At 59.2% G+C, this 12,788-nt stretch carries 11 protein-coding genes; 7 read left to right on the top strand and 4 right to left on the bottom strand.

The annotated features are described in order from the left end of the window. Positions 1–292: 292 nt before the first annotated feature. On the bottom strand, positions 293–1,555 hold the full coding sequence (locus RBB75_RS02030; RefSeq protein ID WP_306459703.1) for a YXWGXW repeat-containing protein: 1,263 nt from the start codon (positions 1,553–1,555) through the stop codon (positions 293–295). Positions 1,556–2,025: 470 nt separating this feature from the next. Between RBB75_RS02030 and murC the strand changes: the two genes are divergently transcribed. The 7 genes from murC to RBB75_RS01995 all read left to right on the top strand — a co-directional run bounded on the left by murC (position 2,026) and on the right by RBB75_RS01995 (position 9,859). Next, entirely contained in the window at positions 2,026–3,417 is a 1,392-nt protein-coding gene (gene murC, locus RBB75_RS02025; RefSeq protein ID WP_179639124.1) for a UDP-N-acetylmuramate--L-alanine ligase, read from the top strand. A 150-nt stretch (positions 3,418–3,567) separates the two neighbouring features. Continuing rightward, positions 3,568–4,905: a cell division protein FtsQ/DivIB gene (locus RBB75_RS02020; protein ID WP_353069361.1), complete on the top strand. Its 1,338-nt coding sequence runs from the start codon at positions 3,568–3,570 to the stop codon at positions 4,903–4,905. Further along, positions 4,902–6,143, top strand: coding sequence for a cell division protein FtsA (gene ftsA, locus RBB75_RS02015; protein WP_353069360.1), 1,242 nt, complete (start codon positions 4,902–4,904; stop codon positions 6,141–6,143). Before RBB75_RS02020 ends, ftsA begins: the two co-directional genes overlap by 4 nt. 226 nt (positions 6,144–6,369) lie before the next feature. Next, positions 6,370–8,208: a hypothetical protein gene (locus RBB75_RS02010; protein WP_353069359.1), complete on the top strand. Its 1,839-nt coding sequence runs from the start codon at positions 6,370–6,372 to the stop codon at positions 8,206–8,208. Between the two features lie 106 nt (positions 8,209–8,314). Continuing rightward, the gene (locus RBB75_RS02005) at positions 8,315–8,686 is read left to right on the top strand and encodes an ArsR/SmtB family transcription factor (protein ID WP_353069358.1); all 372 of its coding nucleotides are present in this window, start codon (positions 8,315–8,317) and stop codon (positions 8,684–8,686) included. 191 nt (positions 8,687–8,877) lie between these two features. After that, positions 8,878–9,387: an SRPBCC domain-containing protein gene (locus tag RBB75_RS02000; protein ID WP_179639120.1), complete on the top strand. Its 510-nt coding sequence runs from the start codon at positions 8,878–8,880 to the stop codon at positions 9,385–9,387. Then, positions 9,377–9,859, top strand: a complete 483-nt coding sequence (locus tag RBB75_RS01995; RefSeq protein ID WP_179639119.1) for an SRPBCC family protein — start codon at positions 9,377–9,379, stop codon at positions 9,857–9,859. The genes RBB75_RS02000 and RBB75_RS01995 overlap by 11 nt, the downstream gene beginning before the upstream one ends. Positions 9,860–9,970: 111 nt before the next feature. Here the strand turns inward: RBB75_RS01995 and RBB75_RS01990 are convergent, their stop codons facing one another. The 3 genes from RBB75_RS01990 to RBB75_RS01980 all read right to left on the bottom strand — a co-directional run bounded on the left by RBB75_RS01990 (position 9,971) and on the right by RBB75_RS01980 (position 12,671). Then, the gene (locus tag RBB75_RS01990; protein WP_179639118.1) at positions 9,971–10,312 is read right to left on the bottom strand and encodes an STAS domain-containing protein; all 342 of its coding nucleotides are present in this window, start codon (positions 10,310–10,312) and stop codon (positions 9,971–9,973) included. Positions 10,313–10,418: 106 nt separating this feature from the next. Further along, the gene (locus RBB75_RS01985; RefSeq protein ID WP_353069357.1) at positions 10,419–10,892 is read right to left on the bottom strand and encodes a GNAT family N-acetyltransferase; all 474 of its coding nucleotides are present in this window, start codon (positions 10,890–10,892) and stop codon (positions 10,419–10,421) included. A gap of 192 nt (positions 10,893–11,084) precedes the next feature. After that, positions 11,085–12,671: a flavin monoamine oxidase family protein gene (locus tag RBB75_RS01980; protein WP_353069356.1), complete on the bottom strand. Its 1,587-nt coding sequence runs from the start codon at positions 12,669–12,671 to the stop codon at positions 11,085–11,087. Between the last annotated feature and the right edge of the window lie 117 nt (positions 12,672–12,788).

Here is a 12,788-nt window from a genome sequence, read left to right as displayed (position 1 = left end):
CGGTTGAATGTGGGTTGAAAGGGTTCTAGCGGTATGGGTGAGTGGTGGTGTGTCGGGATCCTTCGCTACGCTCAGGATGACGGCAGGAACGGGCAAAAGCAACAGCAGAGGCAACGGCAGCAGCAGAGGCAAATGCGCGGGCGTTTCTCCACTGCGCTGACTACGATGAGACTGTGGTTCGCTTCGGTCGAAATGGCGGTTTGTTGAGTGGTGATGAAAGCCAAGGAAAGGGCTGAGGATTTGATTCCTCAGCCCTTTAAATTTTCAGTTCTTTGGTTTGCTGGCTCGGGTTTTAGCGATGACCGCCGCCACCGCCGCCGTGTGATCCGCCGCCACCGCCTCCGCCGCCACCACCGCCATGGAAGCCACCTCCTCCACCGCCGCCGCTATAGCCGCCTCCGCCATGCGAACCGCCTCCGCCGTAGTTACCTCCACCGGAGTATGAGGCGTGGGGAGCGCTGGCGTAGTTAGCGTGACTCTGTGCAGCGGCTGGCTGCGAGTAGCCGCGAGAGGCTCCGCTGTAGGCGCTGTTGCCGGCATAGGTTCGGCCTGCGTTGTAGTTCGCGCTGCTACCGCTGTAAGCGCGGCTTGCGTTGTAGTTCGCACCGGCATTGCTGTAGGTGCGGCCTGCATTGGCGTCGGTGCCGTTGTAGGCGCGGGCGGTTCCGTTGTTGGCGGTTGCTCCACTATAGCCGGTGTGGATGCTGTGGTCGCCGAAGCCTGCCGGATTGCCGCGGCCGACGTTGGATTGGGCGAAGCTGTGGCCGTTGATGCTGGAGCCGCGAGCGCCGGAGAAGTTATTGCCGTGATAGGCGGTGTTGTTCACGTGAGTGAAGCTGGCTCCGCCAGGGCGGCCGGAGTAACCGTTATAGGAGTGATTGTAGAAGTTGCCGCCATGCCATCCGCGACCGATGTTGCAGTAGGCGCGGTTGTAGTAAAAGCGGCCGCCGCCCCAGTATCCGCCGTAGAAGCCTATGCCGAAGTAGCCGAAGCCGTAGTTGATGCCGCCGTAGTAGCCGACGTAGGGACCCCAGTAACCTGCGTTCCAGTAGTAGCCGTCGTTGAAACCCCAGTAGCCAGGGGTCCAGAGGGCTCCGGAGTAGGGAGCGAGTACCCATGCGCCCTGAACCCACTGATAGCCATCAGCGGTCCAGGCCCAGTAGCCGGGGGTCCATATATAGCCATCACCGGGGGCGGGGGGCTGCTCGTAGTCGGGGATTTGGGGTGGGGCCTGCTCGATGCCCTGGGGTTGTCCGGGCTGAGGTGCTCCATACTGCTGGGGCGCGCCCTGGTTGGGATCGCCGTACTGCTGTGGAGGTCCCTGGTTGGGGTCGCCATATTGCTGAGGGGGGGCGTACTGCTGCGACGCGGTGTTGTCCTGCTGCTGGGCCGCGAATTGGGGATCCTGCTGAGCCTGCTGGGCGGCGGGAGAGCCGTATTGATCGTTGGGGTTGTAGGGTTCGACTTGAGCTTGGGCCATAAGCGGCATGGCCAGCGTGAAGCCGGCTAGTGTTGCTACACCGAGTGAGTTTCTGAAGAGGCGGGTGAACGTCATAGCGCTACCTTCCTGCTCAGCCTTCGGTTATCCGGGGTTGCGTCGTGCGGCGGACTTCGCGGAGAGCAAGGACGAGTTCCAGCCCGGCTGGGAGTTCCCGGGTCAAGTGCTCAAATGATTAGACACGAATATATATCGTTTGTTGCGAAATATTGACAGAGCAGGGTTCCTTGGTGTGGCTGAAAAGGTTGTAGGGATTTGATCGATTTGTTGGGGGATTTGTGATTATTTAGGCGCGGCGGAGAGTGGAAATGACCGGTCCTACCGGACGGGCCCGCTGCGCGTGCTTCTGTCCTGCCGGACGGGCCCACTGCGCGTGGGGCGGTCACTTCGTGACTTGTGTACCTTTTCTGGGGTGGAAGGATCGATTGTGCCCTCCCGCTGGTCGGGATAGAGAGAGATTCTTTGCGCTGATAGAGTGAAGGATTAGCTCGTTGCGCGCAATTTTTTGAAAGTAGAGATTGGTCAGCATGTTTGTGCCTGGACATTTTTTGTTTGCCCCGTCGCAGAGGATTCACTTTATCGGGATCGGCGGGATTGGGATGAGCGGGATCGCGGAGATTCTGCTGACGATGGGGTACTCGGTCTCGGGGAGCGACCTGCGGCGGAGTGCGGTGACGGATCGGCTGCTGGGGATGGGGGCGCGAATCTTTGAGGGACACGTTGCAAGCAATGCTGCTGCCAGCGATGTTGTCGTGACGAGTTCGGCAGTGGCTAAGGACAATCCTGAGGTGCTGGATGCGCGGGAGCGGAAGATTCCGGTGATTCAGCGGGCGGAGATGCTGGCGGAGCTGATGCGGCTGAAGTATGGGATCGCCGTGGCGGGAATGCATGGGAAGACTACGACGACCTCGATGGTGGCGGCGGTGCTGGCAGGGGGCGGGCTGGATCCGACGGTGGTGGTGGGTGGAAGGGTGAATGCGCTGGGGTCGAATGCTCGGCTGGGCAACTCGCAGTACCTGGTGGCGGAGGCGGATGAGAGCGACCGGAGTTTTTTGAAGCTGTCGCCGGTGCTGGCGGTGGTGACGAATCTGGATCGCGAACATATGGATTGCTATCGCGATATGGAGGATGTTGAGGGAGCGTTTCTCGAGTTTATGGATAGGCTGCCGTTCTATGGAGCGACTACGGCGTGCGTGGATAATGCCCTGCTGCGAACGGTGCTGCCGCGGGTGAGGCGGAAGGTTTATACCTATGGCGAAAGTGTGGATGCGGACTTTCGCGTGGAGGTGTTGCCGAAGGATGCGGAGTGTCACTCGTGTTTCGCTGTGAACTACAAGGGGCTTGTGTTGGGGAAGTTTCGGCTGCATGTTCCGGGGCGGCATAATGTGTTGAATGCTGCGGCTGCGGTGGCGGTGGGGGTGCAGCTGGGGGTGGCTCCGGACCAGATTGCGGCGGGGCTGGAGACGTTTCGTGGGGTGGATCGGCGGTTTCAGATCAAGGGTGAGGTGCGGGGCGTGACTGTGGTGGATGACTATGGACATCATCCGACGGAGATTTTGGCTACGCTGCGGGCGGCGCGGGAGTGTGGGTACTCGCGGTTGCATGTTTTGTTTCAGCCGCATCGGTTTACGCGGACGCTGGATTTGATGGCGGAGTTTGCGGGGGCTTTCAGGGACGCGGATACGGTTGAGGTGTTGGATATCTATGCGGCGAGTGAGGCTCCAATTGCGGGGGTTGATGCGCAGACGCTGGTGAAGGCGATTCGGGCTGCGGGTGGAGCTGGGGTGGAGTATGCGGCTTCGGTGGATGAGGGCGTCGCGGCGCTGGTGCGGGAGGCAAAGGTAGGGGATGTGATTTTGACGCTGGGGGCGGGGAGTGTATCGCAGGCGGGGGCTGCGTTGCTGGAGGCTTTATCTTGAAGTGGGACGAATGGGTGAGTTCCTGAAAGGGTACATGCTGAAGATGGGTGGGAATGGCAGGCGCGGTGCGAGTTATGCTCAGGATGGCGATTCTCGCGGCCTTGCTCAGGCGTGCGACAAAGCGATGCTTTTTCGAGGGGTGGAACAACGGTGCTAGAGGCGCCTGAAAAGAATTACGTCTCGGAGTCTCGAGGCGCGCGGGGGCCGCGGCGGGTGTCGGCTTCGCCGGAGCGGCGGCTGCGTCGCGATCTCAGCGAGGACTTTGCGGACGATCCGCATTGGGACGATGACGCTCCGGTGGGACGACGCAAGGCGGGGGTACGGGTGCGGTTTCGCGGAGTGCCTGCGACCAAGTGGGGAAGGATCGCTGCGGGATGTGGGGTGTTGGTTCTGCTTGGGGTCTGCGCCGGGCTGTTTGCGATGGCGAGGAGTTTTTTGTTGCACGATGAGCGGTTTGTGATTCCTTCGTCATCGTCGATTGAGTTTCAGGGGAATGCGCATGTGACGCGGGCGCAGCTGTTGAGCATCTTTGGCGAGGATGTGGAGCGGAATATCTTTACGGTGTCGCTGACGCAGAGGCGCGCGGAGCTGGAGCGGCTGCCGTGGGTGGCGCATGCGACGGTGATGCGGCTGCTGCCGAACCGGATGAGGGTGTCGATTGTGGAGAGGACGCCGGTGGCGTTTGTGCGGCAGGGAAATCATATTGGATTGGTAGATGGGAACGGCGTGCTGCTGGATATGCCGGTGGGGGCCAAGCCGGATGGGAAGTATTCGTTTCCGGTGGTGACGGGGATCTCGGCGGATGATCCGCTGTCGACGCGTGCGGCACGGATGAAGATCTATGAGCGATTTACGTCGGAGCTGGACGGGGCGGCGGGGACGGGCGGGGAGAAGATTTCGCAGGGGCTGAGCGAGGTGGACCTGTCGAATCCTGAGGATGTGAAGGCGTTGATTCCGGATAAGTCGAGTGAGGTGCTGGTTCACTTTGGCGATGCGGATTTTCTGGACCGCTACAGGAGATTTGAAGAGCATCTGCCGGAGTGGCGGACGGTTTATCCGAAGCTCTCGTCGGTGGATATGCGGTATGAGCGGCAGGTGGTACTGGAGATGCAGCCGGGAGCTGGTGTGCCGGTGGCTTCGTCGCCGAACGGCGCGGCGGTGATGGCGGCTGATACGAAGACGCCTGCTGGAGCGGCTCAGCATACAAGTATCGATGAGGCCAAGCCTGCGGCGAAGCCTGTTGTGAAGACACCCGCAAAAGCTGCGCCAGCGGCACACGTTGCGGGAGTGAAGCACGCGGCTGTGGTGAAGAGCAAGGCTTCTGCCAAGGCGACAGCAAATGGTGCGGCGAAGAGTCATTTGCCGGTGAAGGCGAAGAAGGTCGATCCAAAGGCGAAACATGTTGTCGTTGCGAAGCCCCATTCGGTGGTTGCGAAGCCGTCGGCTGGTTCGACGCAGTATCATCCTGCACAGGCGGTACAACCATGAATCAGAAGCAGGACAATCTGATCACCGTGCTCGACGCGGGAAGCACGAAGAGTTGTGTGCTGGTGGCTGAGCTGCAGGATGGTGTGCTGCGGTATCGGGGACATGGCGTGGAGCCGTCGCGAGGAATGCGCAAGGGTTTGATTGCGGAGCTGGGGCCGGCCGCGGAGGCGATCAATCGTGCGGCGCTGACGGCGGAGCGTGTGGCGAAGGCTGGGATTGAGACGGCGATTGTGGGCATTGGCGGGACGCATGTGCGCGGAGTGAACTCGCGCGGCGGCATCAGCATGGGCAGCAGGATGCGGGAGATTACGCGGGAGGAGGTGCGGGCTGCGGTGGATCGTGCGCGTTCGGTGGCGCTGCCTCCGGATCGCGAGGTGCTTCATCTGTTGCCGCAGGAGTTCATCCTGGATGATCAGCCGGGGATTCATGATCCGGTGGGGATGGTGGGGAACAGGCTTGAGGTGAATCTGCATCTGTCGACGTGCTCGGGTGGTGTGGCGCAGAGCGTGATAACGTGCGCGAACCGTGCGGGGCTCGAGGTGATGGATACGGTGTATGAGGGGATCGCCGCAGCTGAGGCGGTGCTGAGCGCCGATGAGCGGGAGCTAGGCGTCTGCATGGCTGATATAGGGTCGAGCACGACGGAGCTTGCGGTTTTTTTTGAGGGATCGATTGCGCATACGGCGGTGCTGCCGATCGGTGGAGATCACTTTACAAATGACTTGGCGGTTGGGCTGCACGTGACGGTTGAGGAAGCAGAGTATCTGAAGAAGATGTATGGGCACTGCGTGGTGACGGCGGTGCCGCAGTTGAATGAGATTGAGGTTGGCGGCAACCTTGCGGTCGGTGCCCTGGGTGGGGGCGGGCAGTCGGCGCGGATGGTGCGGCAGAGATTTCTGGCGGAGATTCTAGAGCCGCGTGCGCGCGAGTTGTTTACGATGCTGCGGGATAATCTGCGGCAGGGTGGAGTGCTGGAGGCACTTGGCGCGGGCTGTGTGGTGACTGGCGGCGGCGCGAACATGGCCGGGCTGTTGGATAATGCGGAGAGTTTGTTGCGGGTGCCGGCGCGGATCGGATACCCGGTGCCGCTCTCGCGGATGCCTGCTGAGCTGGCGGTGCCGGAGTTTTCGGCGGCGATTGGGATGCTGTTGTATACGCACAGGACGCAGGTTCGGCGTGCGAGCGAAGAGCAGGGGCTGAAGGCGAAGTTGAAGGCGATCTTTGCGGGTAGCTTCTAGAACCGCTTTTGTTTCTCAGCGTTTGTGAAAGCGTTTGTTGATCTGCTTTGATAATTGTCCTTGATTGATCTTTGCCTGGGAGCAGAAGTGGAACAGGCTTCCAGAAGACTGCATCGGATCAAACCAAAAATTACATGAAGCAAAATATCAGCGTCTAACTTTCAGCAGCTATTGCTGGCGTTTCTGGTGTGCGCAGCCGGCTCCTCGCCCGGACGGGTTAGAGACCGTGCCGACTGCGGTGAATGGATGGTTCGCAGATCAGGATCAGCCAGTCAGACGACTGGTGGACATGATGATCGAAAAGCTTCAGACCGGTGAGGATGAGCAGGATCCCAAAGAGAATGATGCCGTGTCGCGGTGGCGGCAACGATCGCTCTATCTCCTGCTTGGGGCCGCGGTGATGATTGCCGGCGCTCTGGAAGGGAGGTATGGGAAGCCGGAGTTATTTGGGGACGACATCTCCTATCTCGACGTTGCCAACAGGATTCAAGCGGGCGACTGGAAGATGGCGCTGAATTCGCTTTGGAATATCGGATATCCTCTGCTGTTGTCGGTGGTGAGACAGTTGTTTCCGTCGACTCCGCGAGGAGAGATGACTGCGGTCTTCTGGCTTAATCTTTCGATTTACTTTTTTTCGTGGGTAGGGTTTTTGTGGCTACTCCAGGGGATGGCGCGTGCCGGGCGGGGAGAGCGCGACTCCTTGTCGCCCTTTCTATCGATTTGTGCGGCCTGCATTTTTGTCAGTGTGCAGACAGGAGTGGGACGGGTATCCACGATTGGGCCTGATCTTCTGGTGGCCTGCCTGTTTTTTTTCGCCTCGGCGCTTCTGCTTAAGTTGTTTTCCAATCCAGCCCGGAGTACAGCAGCGTGGCTGGGCCTTGTGCTTGGGATGGGGTTTCTGTGTAAAGCGATCTTCCTGACTCTTTCCTGCATTTTCTTTGCGGTCGTGATCGTGTTCAGGGGGCGGCGCAGTGTTATCTCTCCGCTTCTTCGTGTCGGTGGTGTGTTCCTCCTTTTTGTTGTTGTCTATAGCGCGGGCATGTCCTGGTCGCTTGGGCGCCCGACGCTTGGTGAGACTGGAGCACTGAACTACGCCTTTCACGTGAATCATTTAAGCCACTGGATGGGGTGGCAGGGAGGGCTGGGGGAGTTGGGAACTCCGATTCATCCGGTGAAGTTGCTCTACAACCATCCTCCGGTCTTTGGTTTTGGAGAGCCGTTTCCTGTGACTTACCCGCCACAGTTTAACCTGGTGTATTGGTACGAGGGGTACCATCCGTTTTTCAGTTTGAAGAATATGGTTCGAGCTGTCTACGGGAACTTGCTTGCGTCGAAGTATTTGCTTCAAGATATTCTTCCCGTCGCTGTAGCTGTTGTTCTCTGCGGCTGTCTCGCGTTCTGGCCGCGCGAGAGCGAAGATGATGATGCTAGAGGGGCGATCAGTCCCTGGATCTTGTACCTGCCTTCGTTGCTTGGGTATCTGATGCTTTTGTTGATCCATGTCGAAGGACGGTATGTGACGGGATTTCTCTGTGTGCTGGGGATGGCGCCGTTTCTTCGCTTCGATCGCTGGCGGGGATCGGGCGGGGTTGGATTGCGTACGGCTGCGCTCGCTCTTCTCGCGACGGCTACGGTGTTTAATTCTTCAGAGCGGCTGCATGGTGCGGTTCGTCTGGCGGTTCAGCGGACGAATATGGAGAGTGGGGGGCAGTGGGAGATCGCTAAATACCTGCGGGGACTGGGTTTGAAAGCGGGAGATAGAGTGGCCTCGGTCTCACCAGGAAACGACATACGTTGTACGTGGGCTTACGCCGCTCGATTACATATTGTGGCAGCGATTGGGAACGATGCGTATGACCCACAGAATCAGGTGCAGGATGTGCATCTGTTCTTCGATAATCCCTCGATCCAGGCAGAGGTACTGGAGGTGTTCCGGCGGCAGGGTGCTGTGGCTGTGGTGGCGACGGAGATTCCGTTTGATGTTTCGTCGCCGGGGTGGCAGCGGGTTCCTGGAAGCAGGGCATGGGTACTTCTGTTGGAACCGTCGGCTTCCGCCAGTCGATAGTCGAAGGCTTTTGTTCGAAGCGATTTTTTTAGTTATTGGTGGCGATTCTTGTTTACAGATTGTGTATTTAACGTTATGGTTATTTAACTTAGCTGTTAATTGCGATATGACAGATCAGATTAGTTCGACGTTTTCTGCATTGGCCGATCCGACCCGGCGGGCGATTCTTGCACGGCTGGCGTTGGGGGAGACCTCGGTGACGGAGATTGCTGCTCCGTTCGAGATGAGCATGCCGGCGATCTCACGGCACCTGAAGGTGCTGGAGAAGGCTGGGTTGATCACGCGGGGACGGGAGGCGCAGTGGCGGCCCTGCAAGCTGAAGGCGGAGCCTTTGAAGCAGGCGTCGGACTGGCTGGAGGAGTACCGCAACTTCTGGGAGCAGAGTTTCGATCGATTGGACGAGTATTTGAAGGCCTTACAGAAAAAGGAGAAGCGAGATGCCGGAAAGAAGAATGGGAGTGGTCGAAAGCGCCGTTGAAATGGCTGAGGCTCGGGAACAAAATGTGCATGACTACGGTTCGATTGAGGGCATTAAGCAGACCTTCGAGAAGCTGGCGGAGTATTTGGCGGGCCGTCTTTTCTGAACGATGGTGACGGCGTAAACACAGGGGTATGAGAGCACAGGGCCTGGAAGAGGTCGGGCCTCGAAGATACAGGGAGGAGTTTCGAATGAGCACAGCGACGGTATCGCCAACGGTGAGAACACGGCAAGAGCTGGAGATTACGAGGGTCTTCGATGCACCCCGCGAACTGGTGTGGAAGGCGTGGACCAATCCCGATGAGATGAGACAGTGGTTCGGGCCGCGCGACTTTGTGGCTCGTAACCTGACGGCGGTGGCGCGGCCGGGCGGGAGATGGCGTAACTGCTTGCATAGCGACGGCTTCGACACGGGAGACGGGGAGAAACGCAGGCTCGACCTATGGCAGGGCGGTGAGTATCTGGAGGTGGTTGAGCCGGTACGGCTGGTCTTTACCTTTCAGTGGGACGAGGGCAGTGGACTTCCGGAGCACGAGACTGTGATTACGATCACGTTTGAGGAAAATAAGGGGAAGACGACGATGAACTTCCACCAGACTTTCTTCGTAACTGAAGAAGATCGCGATGGGCATATGAAGGGCTGGAACAGCAGCTTCGAGAAGCTCGATGATCTTTTGCGCGAGGTGAGAGATGGCCGTTGAAGGAGGAGTGATGGAAGCGGGGCTGCTTGAGGTCTGTCTAACGCGAAGAGTGGCGGCTCCGCCGGCGATGGTGTTTGCGGCGTGGATCGATCGGGAACAGCTGGCGAAGTGGTGGGGGCCGAAGTGCTTCACCAACCGGGTGTACCAGGTGGATGCACGGGTCGGCGGCGCGATTTTGATCGATATGCAATCGCCGGAGGGCGTGGTGTATCCGATGACGGGGCGGTTTGTGACGATCGATCGGCCACACAGGCTGGTGTTTGTGACAGCAGCGATCGATGAGCATGGCAAGCCGATGTTCGAGGTAATGAACACGGTGACCTTTACAGAAGCGCGGGGCGGAACGGAGATCTCGCTGGTGGCGCGCGTGATCAAGACGACGTCTGCTGCTGCGCCGAAGCACCTTGAGGGGATGTCGCAGGGGTGGTGCCAGAGCCTGGATCGGCTGTCGGAGCTGGTGGCTCTGGTCTAGCGTGGCTTGGCTTTAGCTGTTTGGTGCGTTACGAGCTTCAGATTTCTCCTGAGATGCGCGTGTTGTCGGGTGCACACGAGGGGAGTCTGAGGCTCTGCTTCTTGGTGTGGTTCATGCTGCCAGTGCGGCGTCGAGATCCGGGTCGATGGGAAGGATGGCGTCGGTGCAGGTCAACTTGAGGACTTCAAGGACGCGGCCGGTGGGGGCGACGAGACGGAGTTCGCCACTGTGGGTCTTCATTTTGCCGTAGAGGATCATGAGGAGCCCGAGGCCGGCGCTGTCGAGGAATTCGACTCCGGAGAGCTCGAGGACGAGCTTACGAACTCCATTGCCGGCGACTTCGGTGATCCTAGATTCGACTTCGCGCAGGCGCATGCCGAGGGTCATGCGTCCGGTGAGACGGAAGATGGCGGTGGTTGCATCGGCGCGGTCCAACTCGGCTTCGAGGATCATGAGGTGGTGTCTCCTAAGTGTTTGCAAGCATACCGCAGGTTGGATTGCAGGCTTTTGCGTAGCGGGATTTCGTTGGTGAATTTATTGGGCGCTGCTTTCGATGCGGTTATTTGTGGGCGGCGTAATCTTTCCGATCTTTGTGATCTTCGAAGGAGAGGGTGTGAGTTGCGCCTGGGTCTTCAATGGGCGTGAATCCCATGCTTTCGTAGAGGCGTGCTGCGTTTTCGTTTTCTGCGCGGAGGCGTACGTGGCGGAAGTTCTTCAGGGCTTGTTCTACCAGGGTGGAGACGAGGGCTCGGCCTACTCCCTGGTTGCGCCATGCGGAGCGGACGTAGACGCGGCGGATGCGGCCTGTGTGTGGTTCGGTGGTGAAGGGATCGATGGTGAGCCCGCCGACTGCGACGAGCTGGCCGTGGTCGAGGTAGCCGCAGAGGACTTCACCTGGGGCTTCGAAGCGATTGGCTCCGCTGGCCCACTCGTCAATGAGCGTGTCAATGAAGTCGTAGCCGTCTCTTTTTGCTTCGACGTGAAGTTCTTCCAGTCCGGCTATTGGTAATTCGATTTTTTGAATCAGGATCATCGATGGTAAGGGGCGAGGCGTGGTGGTGGTTTTAGGTGTCGTGCTTCTGCATGAATGACGAAGAAAGAACGGCAATGGCAGAAGCAGATACAACGGCAGAAGCAAATACGGGGATCCTTCACTTCGTTCAGGATGACGGCTTCGTTTAGGGTGATGACTTCGTTTACGGTGACGACTCGTTGCGGGAGTGTATTAGCTCTGCATCTGTTTTGCGATGCGTTCGATGGCGTGGTGGGCGGAGAGGACAGCGCCTTCTTGCCAGGCGACGAGGTGAGAGAGGTAGTCGCCGGCGAAGTATGTTTTGCCCTCGGGTTTTTCAAGCTGTGCGTAGGCCGGGGCGCTGCCGGAGACGAAGTTGTTCGCGAGGCAGCCGAGGGAGTATGGGATCTTGGCCCATGCGACATAGATCGGTTTGGTGAGCAGGTGGGAGCGGCCTGGGTGAAGGAGCTCAACGGCCTGACGGGAGGCTTCGAACTTTGCTTCGATGGTGGGGAGTGCGCCGAAGGAGGAGAGCTTGCCGGTGGTAGTGCCGCCGAGGCCGCCAATGAGCTCCTGCTCGGAGTTGAAGCCAGCAACCAGGACCCCAGTGGGAGAGAAGAGTTTATCGGTGGGGTACCAGACGAGGTCGACTTTGTCTTTGAGGAAGGAGATGCCACCGTAGATGTTGTTCTCTTTCTCCCAGAAGCGTGGAGACTGCCAGGCGATTTTATAGAGCGGAACCATGGGCATGCCTGTGAATGCCTGTTGGGTTTCGGGAGAGAAGTTGTTTTTGGTTTTGGCGAGGATTGGCAGCGGCAGGGTGCAGATGCAGAAGTCGGCGGAGATGGTTTGGGGTGTGCCGGATTTGGTGTAAGCGACGGTGACGCTTTGGCCGGAGGTGGTGATCTCGGTGACGGGACACTCGTAGTGGATCATGTCGCCGAGAGAGTTTGCGAAGCCGTATGCGATGCGATCCATACCGCCGATGGGCTGGAACATGGTGGCCTGCCAGTCGATCTGCTCTTCGTAGAACTCGCCGGTGGACATGTCGGCGGCGAGGAGTTCGGAGAAGTTGAGCGGTTTGTGCAGAACGGGGTTGACAGGGCCTGCACCGGGGCCAGTGATGAAGCCTGCGCGAGGAGTGCCGGTGTAACGTCCATCTTTGTTGAGGTCGCCGAAGTTCTGAAGGAATTCGAGAAGACGGGCAGTTTCTTCTTTGGAGAGCTCGTGGTCGAGGGTGTGTTTGTTGATCGCTTTCGAGAGGAGTTCGGCGAGATAGCCGCGTGTGTCGTGGACGACCTGTCGCTGCTGGACGGGGTCGCCGTGGTTGAGCTTTGGAGACTGCATGAGGGCTGAGCGCGAGGTGTTGACTTCGACTTCGAGGCGAACGCCGAGCTCCTGACAGTACCCGAGGATGTGGGTGTGGATGGAGGGGATGCGCGCGGGACCGGCGTTGAGGTAGCCGCCGTCCTGCCAGTCGCAGTTTTGGATGGTCCCGTCGGTGAACTCGACCTTGGTGCCGTCGCGGACGGTCCAATTGCGGCCGCCGGGGCGGTTGCGTGCTTCGAGGATGGTGCAGTCGAAGCCGGCTTTGCGGAGCTCGTAGGCGGCAGTCATGCCGGCGATGCCTGCGCCGAGGATGATGATTTTTTTGCCTTTGCCGAAGTCGGCGGGGAGCTGCGGGAGCGGAGACTGGCCGACGGCGGGCATGAGGCCGAGCGCCTGCATGGTGGCGAATGCGGCGGAGTAGCCGCCGATCTGGGCGATGCGCTGAAGGAAGACACGTCGGGTCAGGCTCATTGCGATGGCTCCGATGGGCTCTTGAGTTTGGGAGGGACTTTTCCAGTTTGAGGTGCGGGTGTGATCTTTGCAAGCGGAAAGAAGATCGTGAGACGGAGCGACGGCGAGGAAAGGTGT

The organism is Tunturibacter empetritectus (genome assembly GCF_040358985.1).
Taxonomy (GTDB): Bacteria; Acidobacteriota; Terriglobia; order Terriglobales; family Acidobacteriaceae; genus Edaphobacter; species Edaphobacter empetritectus.
The sequence above is the reverse complement of the archived record's forward strand: the minus strand, read 5'-3'. Positions and strand labels throughout refer to the sequence as shown.